The following is a 16134-nucleotide window of genomic DNA, read 5'->3' on the forward strand; positions in this document are numbered from 1 at the left end:
TATGAAACGTACCCTGTTCTCTGCTCTGCTGCTTTCCAGCGCCCTCCTGTTTGGGGCCTGCAACAACGACAAGCCCGCCGAAGTGGGCACGGAAGGCATGAATGCCGCTGCTACCGCCGCTTCCGACGCCGCTAACCCCACCGTGGACAACCCCAACGTGGCCAGCGAAACCGAAGCGCCCAACCCCAACGCCCCGGTGATGACCTTCACCGAGAAGGAGTTCAACTTCGGTGACATCAAGCCCGGCGACGTGGTAAAGCACACGTTCGAGTTTACCAACACCGGCAAGTCGCCGCTGCTGATTGAAAACGCTACGGCTTCTTGCGGCTGCACCACCCCCAACTGGACCAAGGACCCCATTGCTCCCGGTGGCAAAGGCACCATTGAAGTGCAGTTTAACAGCCAGGGCAAAGCCGGCTTGCAGAACAAAGAGGTAGCCGTGCGGGCTAATACCCAGCCCAACATCACCCAGATTGCCATTCGCGCCAACATTCTGCCCGAAAGCACCAACGGTCCGGTAAAGCAATAACCGGCTTTCCTCGCTTTATTTCTCCTTTTGCCTCTGTCATCCTGAGCAGAGCGCAGGACCTTACCACGTTCGAACAACTCGTTCAACTTTCATAAGGTCCTGCGCAAGCTCAGGATGACAGGCGTTTTTTAGGCTGGCACTTCCTACTGCTTTTTCTTTCCCATGCTGACAACGCTTCTGTTACAAGCCCAAACCGGTGAAGGCCTGACCTCGCTCATATTCCCGGTTCTGATTGCCGTAGTGGTTTACTTTTTCATGATCCGGCCCCAGCAGCGCCGCTCGTCCGAAGCCAAGAAGTTTCGGGAGTCGTTGGTGAAAGGTGCCGCGGTGGTCACCATTGGCGGCCTGCACGGCAAGGTGCTGGAGGTCCACGAGGAGTCGGTTATTATCGAAGTCGACAAGGGCGTGCGGCTCAAGTTCGACCGGACGGCCATTGCCCGGGAAGTAGCGCCCAAGAATGCGCCGGCCGCTGCACCCACCACGCCGACCGATTCGTAAGCTTACCTCGTCATGCCGTTTGTCCGCGCGTATCGTCTGGCCCGCTGGTTTACCAGCCCGTTTTTCGGGCAGGAGCGGAGCTATTGGCGGGCGGTAACGGCGTGCTTTTTGGCGGCTTCCACGTTCTGGCTGCTCAACGCGCTGAACAAGACCTACACCACGCGCATCACGTACCCGCTCACCTGGGTCTATGATGAGCAGCGCTACATTCCGGTGAAGCCCCTGCCCACGGAAGTAGCCGTAAACGTGACGGGCCGGGGCTGGAAGTTGCTGCGCAAAAACCTGCTGCTCGACGTGAAGCCCGCCGAGGTGCGCCTGCGCCGCTTGCCAGCCACGCGCTTCGTCACGGGCCAGTCGCTGCGGCCGGCCCTGCAGGCGGCTATGGAAGGCTTGCAGTTCAACTACGTGCTGGCCGACACGCTTTGGGTGGAATTTGACCGGCTCGTGACGCGGCGGCTGCCCCTGGCCCTGAGTCCCAAGGCCGATGGGTCGGCGCTGCCGTACGCGGCCGTGTTTACGCCCGAAAGCGTGGCCTTTCACGGGCCGGCCCGCACCGTCAACAGTCTGGCCAGCCCCTATCCGGTGCATTTGCCCCAGGCCCCGGCCGGCAGCAGCGAGGGTGCCATCATCGTGCCCATCGGCGGCCCCGATTTGGTGCAGGCCCAGGTCCAGGACGTGAAAGTGCGCCTGCAGCCCCGCCCCCTGATTTCCTTCCCGATGCACGTGGTGCCCGAGCTGCGCGACTTTCCGGCCGGCCAGCACTTCACCCTGCACCCGGCCACGGTGCAGCTGCTGGTGCAGTGCTTCCCCGAAGACTCGGCCCGCCTCGACCGGACCCAGGTGCGGGTGCTGCTGCACTACGGCCAGTTTCACTCCCCCGATTCCAGCCTGCAGCCCGTCGTATCCCAGGCGCCTACCCTGGCCCGCGGCGTACGAATCCTAACCTCGCTAGTCCGGGTTTCACAGCGGTGAGATAGTGAAATGGTGAAATAGGGAGTTCGTTGTTCTTACTGCGCAGATGGCACATATTGAACGACAACTCACCATTTCACTATTTCACCAACTCACCAACTCACCATTTCACAGATGCTTCGAATTGGAATAACGGGCGGGATTGGGTCGGGTAAGAGCGTGGTGTGCCGGCTGTTTGCGGTGCTGGGCGTGCCCGTGTACGACGCCGATTCCCGGGCCAAGTGGGTAATGGCCAATGACGCGGTGCTGCGGGAGGCGCTTGTGGCGGCGTTTGGGGCGGAGGCCTTTGAGGCCAGCGGGCAGCCCAACCGGACGTACCTGGCCCAGGTGGTGTTCAAGGACCCCGAGCAGCTGACCCGGCTCAACGGGCTGGTGCACCCGCGCGTGGGCCTCGACTTTGAACAGTGGGCCCAGGCCCAGCAGGCCACCGGGGTGCCCTACATTCTGAAGGAAGCCGCCCTGCTCTACGAATCGGGCTCCTATAAGCAGCTCGACCGGATTATCACCGTATTCGCGCCCCAGGCCGTGCGCCAGGCCCGGGTGCTGCGCCGCGACCCGCACCGTACCCCCGACGACATCCTGGCCATTATCGGTAAGCAGATGAGCGAGGAAGAAAAGCTTAGCCGCGCCGACTACGTCCTGCGCAACGACGACGAGCACCTGCTCATTCCGCAAGTGCTGAAGCTGGACCGGCAGTTTCGGCAAGGGTAAAAATCCCCGGGTCATTGCAAGGCCGGAGGCGTGGCCATCCGCCCTCTGAAATGTGCGGAGTATTCTTAAGTGAAAAGCCCTTTACTCCAGCTGGAATAAAGGGCTTTCCGATAAAAGGAAGTTTGTCACGAGTAGAGGACGGATTGCTTTGGCTCACGCCTCGCAATAACACAACTTCACAAACTCACCATTTCACTACTTGATAATCGGGCAGCGCTCGAAGGGGCGGGTTTCGTCGAAGAGCTTGCGGTAGGTGACGTGGGTTTTGTGGATGCGGGCCCCAATGGAGCGAGTAACGGCCAGCATGCGAGGGTTGAAGTCGCCAATCCAGTTCATCTCGCAGTCGGTGTAGCCGGCGCGCAAGAATTCCGCACGGGCGTGCTCCATCAGGGCTGATTCCACCTTTTTGCCCTGCCAGGCCGGTACCACCCCGAAGATGACGCCGAACATCTTTTTATCGGGGCGTTGGTCGTATTTGCGCTTTTGCCAGAGGAAACGCAGCTTGTCCCAGAGGTTGAAGCGGGCTCCGATGTGCTTGAAAATCTGGTTGAGCTCGGGCAAACTCACGAAGAAGGCAATGGGCTCGTCGTTATGATAGGCAAACCAGAGCAGCCGCTCATCGGCCACGGGCTTCATTTCCTTGACCAGGCTGCGGGCCTTTTCCAGCGACATGCCCGCTACGCCGCTGTGGTTGGCCCAGGCTAGGTTATACACGTGGTGAAAGTCGCGGGCCAGCTGCTCGGCGTTGCTTTTATCAGCGTGGCGGAAGCTGAACTCGGGCTGGGCGGCGTAGGATTCCACGGCGCGGTGGAAGACCTCGTGCAGGGGCACGGCCACTTCGCGGTAGCAAGTATACTGCTTGAAATACACCTGAAAGCCGTAGGCTTCGAACAGCTGCTGGTAGTAGGGCGGGTGGTAGAACATACCGTAGTTGGGCTCGGTGAAGCCCGCCACGAGCAGGCCCCAGTACCGGTCCCGCTCCCCGAAGTTGATGGGGCCGTCCATGGCTTGCATGCCGCGCTGCGCCAGCCAGCTCTTGCCCGCCTCAAAGAGTGTATTGGCTGCTGCCTGGTCGTTGATGCACTCAAAAAAGCCCAGGCCGCCGGTGGGCAGGGTGGGGTCGGTGTGGGCCGTCTTCTGGTTAATAAAGGCCGCAACCCGGCCAATGACCTCGCCGCCGTTGTCGGTCAGAATCCAGCGGATGGCCTCCCCGTGCTGGAAGTTGATGTTCTTCTGCGGATCGAATACGGCCTCGATTTCGTGGTCGAGGGGGGAAATGTAGTTGGGCTGGTCCTGGTAGATACGGCGGGGCAGGTCCAGGAACTGCCGGATGCGTGGGGCGTCGGTTACTTCGAGTAAAGGCATTGGCAACAAAAAGCAAAGGCGAAAAACGGGCCGCGGCGGGGCATCAGGGCCGGCGAAATACCGACAAAATCTTGACTCCATTTACCCGGATGCAGTACACCTCCGGGCCGTAGCGGGCCGGGTAGGAACCCGGATGCCAGCGGTAAGTTGTCAGAAAGTAGCGCGCCTGGGCCCCGGTAGTAAGCACGAGGCGGGCCCGCTCGGCCGGAGGCAAAAGTAAGTGGTTGTTGTGAAGCATGAGTGCGGCGCGCGGGTCGGTGCCCACCATGACGCGGGCCCCGGGGTCGTGGGCCAGAATCCACTCCAGCCCGCGCCGACCCGACAGGCCCCAGTAGTCGCGCTCAAACAGCCGCTCGGCCACCGGCCCGGGCAAAAAACTGAAGTACACGTTCTGGTAGGGATGGTCCCGGATAATGCGGTACGAGGCCGTGAGCATGCCCCCGGCCAGTAGCACAAGCAGCCCGGTGCCCAGCCCGCGCCGGATCCGCCTGGGCTCCAGCTGTAAAAGTCGGGCGCTGCGGACACCGCGCAAGGCCAGCAGCAGAAAGGCCGGGTAGATAAAGTAGAGGTGGCGCCACCCATCGTAAATAACCGAGTGGAGCACGATAATGGCGCCCAGCGGGGTAAAAAACCAGACGGCGTACAGCAGGTCCTGCCGGCCGGTGCGAGTCCGCAGCCAGACCCGGGGCTGCCGGGCCGCCGCGGCCAGCAGCGCGCCGGTTCCCGTCAGAAACAGAACCGTGTAAGCCACTGGCGTGGTAATGAGCAGCCACACCGGGGCGTAGTGCCAGGGCAGGTGGCGCACCGAAAGCTGCCGGCCCCAGTACTGCACCAGCATATCGGAGCGGTAGCGGCTAAAGCTCTGGAAAGCCGCCAGAAAATGGTCGATGGGGTGTTCCCAAAGATAGGGCCAGCCCGCCACCACAATGGTCGCCGCCGCCGGCACGTACAGCAGCAGGGCCCGCAGCAAACGGCGGCGGATGGCGGGCCGGTACCACATTTCCAGGCCGGCAAAAACCGCGGTGAGGCCCAGCAGCAGTACGCCCATTGTGCGCACGTCGAGGGCCGCGCCGGTAGCCAGAGCGTGCAACAGCGCCCCACCTGCCGAGGGCCGGCGCAGCAGCCGGGTCAGGGTGTAAATGCCGAACGTGAAAAACGCCAGGAACACGAGGTCCTTGTAGTTGTAAAAGGCTTCGGCAAACAGCCGGGGCGACAACAGCAGTAAGGCTGCGCCCAGCAGCCCGAGACGCCAGCTGCGGAAGCGCCCGGCGGCCAGGACGTAAAACCCGTAGAGGCCCGCCATCACCGTGAAAAACGTGACTAGGTGACGCAGAAAGTACACGTCGCGTGGGTCTTCGGCGCCCACCAGCTTTTCCAGCACCACCAGCGGCATCTGAAAAATGACGCCGTGGTCCACATCCTCATTCTGGCTCATGTCGGGAATAGCGGCAAAGCTTTCCTGGCGCCGGGCCAGGTCCGGCGCCAGGCGCAAAGCCACGTACTTCACGCTGATAATGCCGTTGAGCCGGTCGAGCTGCTCATCCCACGACAGGCCATAGTCGCGGTGCAGCAGGATGCCCAGCAGCGTCAGGAGCGCGAAAAAGCCCAGGACTAGGGGCCGGCGCAGCGAATCGGGCAGTAGGGGAGTAGGCCGCAGCAACGGGCAGGCAGATGAGGTACAACCAAAGCGTAACAGTCCGAAAGGTAACACCGCCGCTCCAATGCCCCGGACTTCGGCCGGCGTACTTCCAGACCCGGCGTAAAATCGTAACCTTTGGCAAACCGGCCGCTCGTCCGGCCTTTAACTCTGCTGGCTGTGCTGCGTTCCGTCCCTCGTTTTTTCTGGCCCCTGGTTGTCGCGCTGCTGCTGCTGAAGCTGGCCCTGCAGCTGAGCCTGAATCCGGGCCTGGAGTGGAACTACGACGAGCGTCGCAACGGCCGCATTGCCGACCACTACCTGGCCGGCCGCGGCTACGTCAGCCTCGACCCGGAGCGGCAGCTGCTGCGCCCCGACTCGTTTCACGCCAGCTTTCCGGTGTTCATCTACATCGGCTGGCAACGAGCCGGGCTGCCCAAGCACTACTTCACCCTGCTGGTTTACGCCCTGAGCCTGGGAGCCTACGCCCTGGGAATTCTCTACGTGCAGCGCACCTTGGCCTACCTGGGCTGCCCGCCGCGCTGGGCCTGGGGCGGAGCCCTGGGCTGGGCCCTGTATCCGTCGGTGGTCTACTACGTGGGGGCCTACATGTGGTACGAAAACCTAGCTTTGCCGCTGCTGATTCTGGTCGTCTATAAGCTGCTGCGCCACCTCGGGGGCCGGCCGTTACGCCTCGCCGACGCGGTGCTTGTTGCCGGCAGCATCACGATTTCCTGCCTGCTGCGCGGGTATCTGCTGGCCGTGTACGGGTTGCTGCTGCTGGTGTGGCTTGGCCTGACATTGCACAAGCCCGCTCCAGTGCGCCGCAGCGCTGGGCGCACGGCCCTGCTGACGCTGCTGCTGCTGGCCGCCACCCACGCGCCCATCTTTCTGAAAAACCACCGCCTGTTCGGGGCCTGGACGCTGAGCAACCAGGCCGGCTTCGAGCTGCTGCAGGGGCACAATCCGGTAGCCCAGGGCCGCTTTCTATTCGGTTGGGACGAGCGGACCGGCCCGTTCGATCAGTACGTGCGGGCCCACATTCCCCAGCTCGATTCGCTGAACCAGTACCAGGAAAGCCGGGCCCGGGCCGCGCTGGCCGGCCGCTGGGTGCGCGAAAACCCCGGGGCTGAAGTCCGGCTGTGGCTGCGCAAAACCCTGCTGTTCTTTTCCCCCGAAAACTTTATTGCCGACGCTCCCCGCACCGGCTACCATCCCGTCACGGCGCTGGTGCACCTGGCCTTTGGCCTGGCCCTGCTGCTCAGCCTGGTCCGCTACCGGGGCTTGCGACTGCACCGCGCGGACGTGCTGCTGCTCATCCCGCTGCTGGCCGTCTGGCTGCTGAGTCTGGTGTTTTTCGTGGGTTTTCGCTGGCGCTACTTTGCCGAGCCGGCCCTGCTCATGTTCCCGGTTGTGGTGGGGCAGCGGCTGCGCGGCCGGAAGGCGAAGGCCATTGAGGCTACCGAGGTTTCCTAAAGTCACGGGCAGCGGAATATTCCGACTGGGCTTAAAAGCAAAAAAGCCACTTCGCTGCGAAGCGAAGTGGCTTTTTTACGGGTGGGAGATACTGGGTTCGAACCAGTGACCCTCTGCTTGTAAGGCAGATGCTCTGAACCAGCTGAGCTAATCTCCCGAGGGGTAATGCAAGAAAAAGTGGGAGATACTGGGTTCGAACCAGTGACCCTCTGCTTGTAAGGCAGATGCTCTGAACCAGCTGAGCTAATCTCCCGGGGTCCCGTTTGGGAATGCAAATATGGCGGGTGGTTTTTGATTACGCAACCATTTAGGCAAAAAACCACGCAGAAATTTCTATAAAAAAGCCGGCGGAATGCCCAACTGTTTTACAGTCAGAATTTTCCAAAACTGCGTAATAGTGCTGCCGTAGCCACTCTTTGGCGGCCCGGGCGCGGCTGGTTTTGCCCGCAGTGGCCGGCGCTTCAACCTAATCAGCCGGTTGACGTTAAGCTGTCCGGTTTGTTCTCTCACCCTTTCTCCTCTATCCATGAACGATACCCAACTCTTGCAAAACTATTCCGACCAGGAAAAGGCCGCGTATCTGAGTGTAATTGCCAGCCTGGCCTCCGCCGACCGCGAAGCTTCGGCGGCGGAAGTAGAATTCCTGCAGCAGCTGGCCCACACCGCTGGCCTCTCCGGCGCTGCTACCCAGCAGGTGCTGACCTCTGCCAAGGACTCGTCCAACGAAAGCATCAAGCAGAACCTGGACGCCCTGCGCGGCAGCGACCTGCGGTTCTCCCTCATCACCGACCTGATTAGCTTCGCCCGCGCCGACGGGGCCTATTCCAACACGGAAGAGGAAATGGTAAATAAAATGGCGGCCTACCTGGGCGTCAACCAACAGCAGACCCAGGCCCTGGAAAGCGTGGTGGACCAGGCTGCGGCCGTACCCCACGACCCCCAGGACCCCGGTAAGCAGGGCTTCCTGAGCGGCGTGACCAGCAAGCTGGAAAGCGTCGGAATTCCAAAAGGTGCCCTAATGGCCGGCTTGCTCGGTGTGGTGGCCCCGATGGTAATTTCGGGCGTCATGAACCGCGGCGGACAGTCGTCGGGTATGGGCGGCACGGGCGGTGGCCTGGGCAGCGTGCTGGGCGGTAGTGGCTCAATGGGCGGCCTGCTCGGCGGCGCGGCCAGCAGCGTCATGGGCGGCGGCTCGATGGGCGGTCTGCTGGGCGGCCTGCTCGGCGGTGGCCTGCTGGGCGGCGCTATGGGCGGCGGTGGCAATACCGGCGCCTACGGCAACTATCCGCAGCAGGGCAGCCACGTGGGCAGCGGCGGCCTGGGCTCCCTGATGTCAATTCTGGGTGGCCTGGGCGGCCAGCCCAACTCGGCCCCGCGCAGTGCCGGCGGTGGCGGCCTGGGCGGCCTGATGGGCGGCGGAATGGGCTCCTTGCTCGGCGGCCTCTTCGGCGGCCGCTAGGCTCCAACTTTCTTCTGAAAAAGTAAAAAGCCCCGGCAACACGTTGCCGGGGCTTTTTGTAAGGTCACCAACCGAGTCTACACAATGTGCTGCTCCGCTGACTGCAAGCCGCGCAGCCGGTCGGGGCTGCCGAGCTGCACGATGGTCGTGCCGGTGCTGGCAAACGTGCCGCCGTGCTTTTCGACCAGCTCCACCAGCCGGTAGTTCAGGGCTTCCTTCACGTCCAGGTATTCGTCGTAGTTCGTCGTTTCCACAAAGTACTGCACCGTCACTTCCTTGGCTGCCGGCGTCAGGGCCGAAAACTTGATCTGCGCCCCGTCCAGCGTGAGGGGGTGCTGCTGCACTTCCTGCTGCATATCGTCCACGATGCCGCGCAGCTGCTCACTGGTCGTGGCGTGGCTCAGGGCCAGCGTGAACGTGACGCGCCGGGCGGTGCGCAAGCTCAGGTTGTCTAGAGGCTTGTCAATCATGGACTTGTTGGGAACCGTCACGTAGCTTTTCTCGGCCGTGCGCAGGCGGGTGCTGCGGAAGCCGACTTTCTCCACGGTACCCGTTACGCCGCCTACTTCCACCAAATCACCCACGGCGAAGGGTCGGTCGAGGAAGATGGTGAAGGAGGCAATCAGGTTTTCCAGGCTTTCCTTGGCGGCAAAGGCCACGGCCAGACCGCCAATGCCCAGGCCCCCAATCAGGGCCGTAACGTTGACGCCAAACACCCGGCTGAGCATCACCAAAAAGGCCATTGTCAGCACCAGCACCTTGAGCAGGTCCTTGGCAAAGGGAATCAGCTGATCGTTGAGCCGGGACACGTTGGTTTCGGCCCGGCGCCGGAACACCAGCACCAGAAAGTCGACCAGGCGCAGGGCTATCCAGGCCACGCCGAAGATAATGCCCATCTGGTAGAGCCGAAACAGGGCCACCTGGGGCCAGGGCTCATTGCGCTTCAGCTCCGAGCTGTGCACCGGGTAATCAAGCACCTGAAACGCCAGGTACACCGTGACCAAAAACACCACGATGGACACGGGCTGAATCAGCAGGGCCTGAAACTGCGTCTCGCTCACGCCCTCGGTCTTACGACGGATGAAGCGGAACACCAGTCGGGACAGCAGCTTGGAGAGCAGCGTTTTGAACAGGTAGCCAAACAGCAGAATACCCACGCAGGTCAGGTAGGCCCCCACATTGTTGCCCAGAAAGCGCAGGTTCAGAATTTCGGTAACGCTCATCGGAATTTACTAGATAACAAACCAGACCGGCCGGCCCGCGGCTCTACACGAGCTGGCGCAAAGCCATTTCGAACGACTTCTGGGCAACGCCGGTCGTGTCGCTGCTTTGCTGGCGGGTACGCTCCAGGGCCCGGCGGATAATGCGGGACGTGTCGCCGAAAATAGCCTGATCGGTGATTTCAGCGTTGGTTTCCATCAGGTAGGCAAACACCCGGGCCATGCCGCAGTTGGCAATGAAGTCGGGAATGACGCTCACGTGCTGGTCGGCGTACTCGCCGGTGGCTCCAAAGAAGATTTCGGGGTCGGCAAACGGTACGTTGGCCCCGCAGCTGATGACTTCCAGGCCGTGCTGCATCATCAGCTCCACCTGCTCCCGCGTGACGAGGCGAGAAGCAGCGGCCGGAATAAAGATTTCGGCGCCCGAAGTCCACACCTGGGCGTTGATCTGCTCAAACGACAGCAGGTTGTTGGCCGTCAGCGCGTTGCCCTGCCGGTCGAGGAACAGCTGGCGGATTTCGGCCAGCGAGAAGCCCTCGGGCTTAAGCAAACCCCCGGCCCGGTCGATGATGCCCGTCACCAGGGCGCCCTGCGAAGCCAGGTAATAGGCCGCTGCGGCCCCCACGTTGCCCCAGCCCTGAATAATGGCCCGCTTGCCGGCCACGCTCCGGCCGCCCCACAGCTCGTAGTAGTGGCGCACGGCTTCGGCCACACCGTAGCCCGTAATCAGGTCGGCAATGGTGTATTTGCGGCTCAGCTCGGGCGTAAAGGCGGCATCCTCGATAACCTTAATCACGCCCTGGCGCAGCTGGCCCAGCTTCTGAATCTTCTGGGGCTCGGTGGCCCGGTAGTGCCCGTTCACAATGCCTTCCTGCGGGTGCCAGAGGCCGTAGTCTTCCGTAATTGGAATCACGTCGTGGATTTCGTCCACGTTCAGGTCGCCACCAGTGCCGTAGTAGTTCTTCAGCAGCGGAATGACGGCCCGGTACCAGCGCTCCAGCACGCCGCGCTTGCGCGGGTCCTGGGGGTCGAAGTTGATGCCCGACTTAGCCCCGCCGATGGCCGGCCCCGACACGGTAAATTTCACTTCCATCGTCTTGGCCAGGCTTTCGACTTCGCGCTTGTCGAGGCCCTTGCGCATGCGGGTGCCACCGCCGGCCGCCCCACCCCGCAACGAGTTGATGACGACCCATCCCTCGGCTTCAGTTTCAGAATCTTTCCACTCAAATACGATTTCTGGGCGTTTATTTTCGAATTTGGCCAGCAGGTCTTTCATCGGCAGCAATACGTTGGGTGAAGGGTGGGAAATAATCCCCCAAAGGTAAGCAGCCCTCAACAAGCGTTTGGAGTCTTTGGGCTCCGTCAAGAAAAAAGCGTTTCTTCTAGCGGAAATACTGTTTTAATCAAATTTTCTCCGTAAAATCCTCGCAAAGCGGAACTCTTGAAGCTAGGAATATCGTATTACGCATATTCCTGCCCGACCCACCCGCAGGATCACCGTTGTAACTTCCCCCATGAAACCATTGCTCTCGCGCGTAGAATCCAAAAAAGTAGACAAGGCCGCAGCCATGCTCAAAGTCCTGGCTCACCCGAAGCGCCTTGCCATTGTCGACTTGCTCGGCAAAGAGGATAAAATGACCGTAACGGAAATATACCGTTCGCTCGATTTACCTCAAGCTATTGCTTCGCAGCACCTTATCACGCTGAAAGACCGCGGTATCTTGTCCTCCTTCAAAGTAGGCACCAAGATCTATTACTCCTTGTCGATTCCCAAACTGCTCGACGTGATTGATTCGCTCGAAGACTGCTGCGACACGCTGTAGTGCTCAAGCCGTTTTTTCCGCCGAAAAAATGAAAAAGGACCGCCCAACGACGGTCCTTTTTTCGTGGGCAATGGAAATTAATGTGCGAATGTGGGGGAATGTGCTGATGTGCTAATACTCGTCTGTCACTGCGAGGTGTAAGCCGTAGCAACCCGTCCGCTGAAATGTGCTGAAGTGCCCTTAAATGAAAAGCCCTTTCCCACACAAGTAGGAAAGGGCTTTCCGGTAAAAGGACGAGACTACCGCCGCAGAGGACGGATGGCCACGCTTCGCTCGCCGTGACGGAGCCTAAGCGTGCGTCGTTTGATTTTCTAGATCAAACAGGTCGGTGAGGACGTCGATGAGCTGGTCGGCTTCGCCACGCTTGCAGGCGGCTTTGAGCTGGAGCACGGGCTGCTTCAGAATCTTCTGCATCAGGGAGCGGGTTACTTCGTCCATGCGCTTGGCTTCCTCGGGGCTCATCTTCTTCTGGAAGCGGTCCATTTCTTCCAGCCGAATCTGCTCCAGGGCATTCTTAAGCTTCTGAATCGTGGGCGAGACCATCATTTCCTTGGTCCAGTCGGAGAGGCCGGCAATGCTTTCGGCAATGATGGCCCGCACGTGGGGCACGGCGGCCAGGCGCTGCTCCAGGGCTGCCGAAGCCTTGCTCTGGATGGCGTCGATGTTGTAGACCAGCACGCCGGGCACATTGTCGACCTCGGCTTCGATGCTGCGCGGCACCGAGAGGTCGATGAAGAACTTGTAGCTCAGCACGTCCAGGCGCTCCACCATGTCGCGGGTGAAGAAGGGCGTGTCGCGGGAAATGGAGGAAATAACGACGTCGGCGTCCTTCATGCCCTGCACCAGATTCTCGAAATCGAGGATGGGCAGGCTGCACTCGGCGGCCAGGGCTTCGGCTTTGCCGCGGGTGCGGTTGCAGAGCGTCACGTCGGTAAAGGCTTTGCTGTCGGCGAAGTGGCGGCACACGTCGGCCCCAATTTCGCCCAAGCCCACGACCAGCACGCGTGGGTTGGCAATGTCGGCGGTCAGCTCTTCGACCAGCTCCAGCGTGGCGTAGGAAGTAGACGCGGCCCCGTCGCGGAAGCTGGTCTCCTGCTGCACGCGCTTGTTGGTGAAGAAGATAGTGTGCAGCAGGCGGTGCAAAAACGGCCCGGCTGCGTCTTCGTCGGCCGACCACTGGTAGGCCTGCTTTACCTGATTGCTAATCTGCAGGTCGCCGACGACCTGGGCGTCGAGGCCCATAGCGACTTCAAACAGGTGCTGAACGGCGTCGTGGTAGGTATCGAGGATATCGAAGTAGGGAAAGTAGGGCGCTACCTCCGTCAGGCCTTTGAGCTGCCCGAGGGCTTCAATGATGCCGGGGCTCTGGTCGCGCGGGGCGGAATAGTAAATTTCCGTGCGGTTGCAGGTACTGAGCACGAGCAGGTCGGTGAGGCCCAGGTCGTGGTGCAGGGTGTGGAGGAAGCGGCGGCAGGCGGCCTCATCCAAAGAAATCAGCTCCCGAATTTCGAGCGGCGCTTTCTTAAAGGATAGACTAACGGCCTTAAATGGATGGAGCATAGCTGGGGCTACGGCGTATTGTAGAAGGCAAAATTACAGTGTAATTCGATAGTCTGAAACAGCTGATACCGATTGGAGGTTCTCTCAAACCCGCCATCAGTTTAGAAAGTGGCTCTGTGGCCTCCCAAAGGCATGTTAGCTGCCGACTACCTGATAAAAATCATCCTAATATTTATAGCACTCAAGGCCCGTTAATAGTTAGTGCCGGGCTTGAGCGGGCTAATATAGGAGAAGTACCGTAAATAAAAACAACCGGAAGTCGAAAATAACTCCGCCCAAGTTCCTGCGTTAGGACGGCACACGCGCCGGGCAGCCCGGTGCTGCTTACCTTCGCCAAGGAGAGTTTCTCCGCTTTCTGCAGTCATGGCCTTTTTCTCGTTTTCCCGGCAAGTGCTACCCATTTACGACCAAAAATCCCGGATCAAGCTCGGCATTCTGGCCGGCGCCATTCTGATTGCCGCGGCCACGGTGGTGTATACCAACATCCTGGTTAAGCGGCTTTCGGAGCGGGAGCAGCAGCAGATTGACCTCTACGCCAAGGCCCAGCGCTTTATCATCAACTCCGAGGTGGACTCGAATACCAACTTTGTGTTCGAGGAAATCATCAACGCCAACACCACTATTCCCATCATCTTCACCGACGGCGACGCCAACATTCTGGGTACCCGCAACGTGGATATTCCCAAGAAGGTATCGGAAAAAGCCGCGCTGGAGTTTCTACACCGCGAAATTGCCGTCATGAAGCTGCAGCACCCGCCCATTGTGGTGGAGCTGGGCGCTGGCCTGCGCAACTATATTTACTACAAGGACTCCCAGCTACTGACCCAGCTGCGGACCTACCCGCTGGTGCAGCTGGCCGTTATTGCCTGTCTGGGCGTTATGGCCTATTTCTCGTTTAGCTACTCCCGCCGGGCCGAGCAAAACCGGGTGTGGGTGGGCCTAGCCAAGGAAACGGCCCACCAACTGGGTACCCCATTGAGCAGCCTGATGGCCTGGCACACTTACCTCAAGGACTCAGAAAAGTGGCAGAATGAGCCCATCGTAGACGAGCTGGGCAAGGACGTGCGCCGCCTGGAAATCATTACGGAGCGGTTTAGCAACATTGGCTCGGTGCCGGTGCTCAAGGATGAAAACATCCTGCAGGCCACCAAAAACGCCATTGCCTACCTCCAAAGCCGGGTGTCGAAGAAGGTGGTATTCGAAATCAAGACTGACCTGCCCACCGATACGCCGGCCCAAATCAACGTGCCGCTGTTCGACTGGGTTATCGAGAATATCTGCAAAAACGCCGTGGACGCTATGGACGGCAAAGGTAGCATTACCCTGCACCTGCGGCGGGCCACCAAAGGCAAGCAACTCATTGCCCTCGACATCACCGACACGGGCAAGGGCATTCCCAAGAGCAAGATTGAAACAGTATTCCTGCCGGGCTTCACCACCAAAAAGCGGGGCTGGGGGCTGGGACTAGCCCTGGCCAAGCGAATTATCGAAAACTACCACCAGGGCCGGCTGTTCGTGCGCTGGTCAGAAGTGGGCAAGGGCACCACGTTCCGAGTGGTGCTAAACGGCTAGGGCTTTTACTTGGCCTCGGCGGTAGCGGCCACCTTGCGGGCTGCCGAAGCCCCGGCCGGATTGGTGATTTCCACGTAGCTGTTGCCGGTCACGGGCCGGCCGTTGTGCGTGCCCGTCACTTTGCACATGCCTTCCCAGTAGTTCAGGTTGATGGCCTTAAACAGGCGCAAACTCAGCTCCTGGTTGGGCATGACGGGCTCAATCAGCAAATCGTAGCCCTGGCTGGGAATCCGCAGCCGCCACTTGACGGGGTAGCGCTGCTTGGAGCGGGGACTCAGCCAGTACTCCAGGGGCTCCAGCTGAAAGTCGGTGCCGGCTAGGTGCACGTTCTGGTTCTGGGCCGAGTAGTGGGAGCCGCCCCGCAGGTTTTCCCCCGTGATGTTGTTACGGAGCTGGTAGGCCATAATCTCGGTGCGGGGCTCATCGAGTTGAATGCTGAGCCAATCCCAACCGGTGTCTTTACTCATCACTGAGTTGCAATTCCACTGCCGGTCGTACCACAGTTCGCCTTCCACCTGCCGCTGCTTGCCGCCTATTTCGATGGTGCCGGCCGTGGCGAGGCGGGAGTAACTGTAGTAGCCGGCCTTAGCTACGGGCCCGTATTGCTCATAACCGGTGCCGCCGTGGAGCAGCACCGGTTTGGCAGGGGTTGTAATCAGGTTGATGGCGTGCCCGGCCTGGTCGGCCATGCGGGCCTGCAGGTGGTAGGCACCTTCCTGCCCGCTCAGGCTCCACTGCTGGCCTTTCTTCTGCATCGAGAGGTTGAGCGGCAGGGTAGCGGGCAGCAGTTCGGGTAGGCTCTCGAGCTTGTAGTCATAGCGAAACTGCTTCTGCTGCGGGTCGGTTAGGGCGAAGTTCACCATCTGCCAGTCCTTCTTGCCCGTGGGGTTGAAGTGAAAGAAAACGTATTCAACCCCGTACACTTCCCCCGTGGCTTTGTCTTTCAAATGGCCCGTGAAGTACCACCATTCCAACGAGTTGCGCAGGTGCGGGGCTTCTTCCTGGGGCAGCTGGGCCTGGGCTTGAAAAACGTCGTGCTTGTTAGTAGGCTTGAAGGCGCAGGACGTGGTGAGGCAGAGAAGGAGAGAGACTAGCAGAAGGTTCTTCATACCCCAGGAAAAGTATTTCCTGGGGTAAAAGGTTTGTACATTGAGATCAAGCCTAGCAAGATAGTGCTAGTTATTTTCTTCTATACAAGCGGTTGATGTGTCCTATTTCTGTCAAAAAAACTAAGCTGTCATTATCTAACTTCAAAACCTTGTTTTTCTTTATAAATCCCTTATATATAATTTTTAATGTATCACTTTTGAAAG

14 protein-coding genes and 2 tRNA genes are annotated in these 16134 nt (G+C 60.2%); 8 read left to right on the plus strand and 8 right to left on the minus strand.

Features of this window, described 5'->3' with window-relative positions:
• The first annotated feature begins 1 nt into the window (after position 1).
• The 4 genes from CLV45_RS20500 (at position 2) to coaE (ending at position 2710) form a co-directional block, all read left to right on the plus strand.
• Positions 2-529, plus strand: a complete 528-nt coding sequence (locus tag CLV45_RS20500) for a DUF1573 domain-containing protein (protein WP_100338360.1) — start codon at positions 2-4, stop codon at positions 527-529.
• A 162-nt stretch (positions 530-691) separates the two neighbouring features.
• Positions 692-1027 (plus strand): preprotein translocase subunit YajC, encoded by a 336-nt coding sequence (gene yajC, locus CLV45_RS20505; RefSeq protein ID WP_211289982.1) that lies wholly within the window; start codon positions 692-694, stop codon positions 1025-1027.
• 12 nt (positions 1028-1039) lie between these two features.
• Positions 1040-1999, plus strand: coding sequence for a YbbR-like domain-containing protein (locus tag CLV45_RS20510; RefSeq protein ID WP_100338361.1), 960 nt, complete (start codon positions 1040-1042; stop codon positions 1997-1999).
• A gap of 114 nt (positions 2000-2113) precedes the next feature.
• Positions 2114-2710 (plus strand): dephospho-CoA kinase, encoded by a 597-nt coding sequence (gene coaE / locus CLV45_RS20515; protein WP_100338362.1) that lies wholly within the window; start codon positions 2114-2116, stop codon positions 2708-2710.
• A gap of 195 nt (positions 2711-2905) precedes the next feature.
• Here coaE and CLV45_RS20520 read toward each other — a convergent pair whose 3' ends face one another.
• Both CLV45_RS20520 and CLV45_RS20525 read right to left on the minus strand, forming a co-directional pair.
• Entirely contained in the window at positions 2906-4075 is a 1170-nt protein-coding gene (locus CLV45_RS20520; protein WP_100338363.1) for a GNAT family N-acetyltransferase, read from the minus strand.
• A gap of 43 nt (positions 4076-4118) precedes the next feature.
• Positions 4119-5735, minus strand: a complete 1617-nt coding sequence (locus tag CLV45_RS20525; RefSeq protein WP_100338364.1) for a hypothetical protein — start codon at positions 5733-5735, stop codon at positions 4119-4121.
• Positions 5736-5891: 156 nt separating this feature from the next.
• Between CLV45_RS20525 and CLV45_RS20530 the strand changes: the two genes are divergently transcribed.
• Complete coding sequence (locus tag CLV45_RS20530) at positions 5892-7187, plus strand: hypothetical protein (protein WP_100338365.1); 1296 nt, start codon at positions 5892-5894, stop codon at positions 7185-7187.
• Positions 7188-7269: 82 nt separating this feature from the next.
• Here the strand turns inward: CLV45_RS20530 and CLV45_RS20535 are convergent.
• Together CLV45_RS20535 and CLV45_RS20540 are read right to left on the minus strand one after the other, a co-directional pair.
• A tRNA-Val gene (locus CLV45_RS20535) sits at positions 7270-7344 on the minus strand.
• Positions 7345-7365: 21 nt separating this feature from the next.
• Positions 7366-7440 (minus strand) — tRNA-Val (locus CLV45_RS20540).
• Between the two features lie 273 nt (positions 7441-7713).
• On the opposite strand from CLV45_RS20540, the gene CLV45_RS25515 reads away from it, so the two are divergent.
• On the plus strand, positions 7714-8646 hold the full coding sequence (locus CLV45_RS25515) for a TerB family tellurite resistance protein (protein ID WP_100338366.1): 933 nt from the start codon (positions 7714-7716) through the stop codon (positions 8644-8646).
• A 77-nt stretch (positions 8647-8723) separates the two neighbouring features.
• Here CLV45_RS25515 and CLV45_RS20550 read toward each other — a convergent pair whose 3' ends face one another.
• Both CLV45_RS20550 and CLV45_RS20555 read right to left on the minus strand, forming a co-directional pair.
• Positions 8724-9869, minus strand: a complete 1146-nt coding sequence (locus tag CLV45_RS20550) for a mechanosensitive ion channel family protein (RefSeq protein WP_100338367.1) — start codon at positions 9867-9869, stop codon at positions 8724-8726.
• Between the two features lie 43 nt (positions 9870-9912).
• The gene (locus CLV45_RS20555; protein WP_100338368.1) at positions 9913-11142 is read right to left on the minus strand and encodes a Glu/Leu/Phe/Val dehydrogenase dimerization domain-containing protein; all 1230 of its coding nucleotides are present in this window, start codon (positions 11140-11142) and stop codon (positions 9913-9915) included.
• Positions 11143-11380: 238 nt separating this feature from the next.
• Between CLV45_RS20555 and CLV45_RS20560 the strand changes: the two genes are divergently transcribed.
• Positions 11381-11689, plus strand: a complete 309-nt coding sequence (locus CLV45_RS20560) for an ArsR/SmtB family transcription factor (RefSeq protein WP_086594744.1) — start codon at positions 11381-11383, stop codon at positions 11687-11689.
• Positions 11690-11977: 288 nt separating this feature from the next.
• Here the strand turns inward: CLV45_RS20560 and hemA are convergent, their stop codons facing one another.
• On the minus strand, positions 11978-13249 hold the full coding sequence (gene hemA, locus CLV45_RS20565) for a glutamyl-tRNA reductase (RefSeq protein WP_100338369.1): 1272 nt from the start codon (positions 13247-13249) through the stop codon (positions 11978-11980).
• A gap of 363 nt (positions 13250-13612) precedes the next feature.
• On the opposite strand from hemA, the gene CLV45_RS20570 reads away from it, so the two are divergent.
• Positions 13613-14821 carry a sensor histidine kinase gene (locus CLV45_RS20570; RefSeq protein WP_100338370.1) on the plus strand — a complete coding sequence of 403 codons (1209 nt, stop codon included), beginning with the start codon at positions 13613-13615 and terminating at the stop codon, positions 14819-14821.
• 5 nt (positions 14822-14826) lie between these two features.
• Here CLV45_RS20570 and CLV45_RS20575 read toward each other — a convergent pair whose 3' ends face one another.
• Entirely contained in the window at positions 14827-15930 is a 1104-nt protein-coding gene (locus tag CLV45_RS20575) for a lipocalin family protein (RefSeq protein ID WP_100338371.1), read from the minus strand.
• Positions 15931-16134: the final 204 nt, after the last annotated feature.

The organism is Hymenobacter chitinivorans DSM 11115, assembly GCF_002797555.1.
Taxonomy (GTDB): Bacteria; Bacteroidota; Bacteroidia; order Cytophagales; family Hymenobacteraceae; genus Hymenobacter; species Hymenobacter chitinivorans.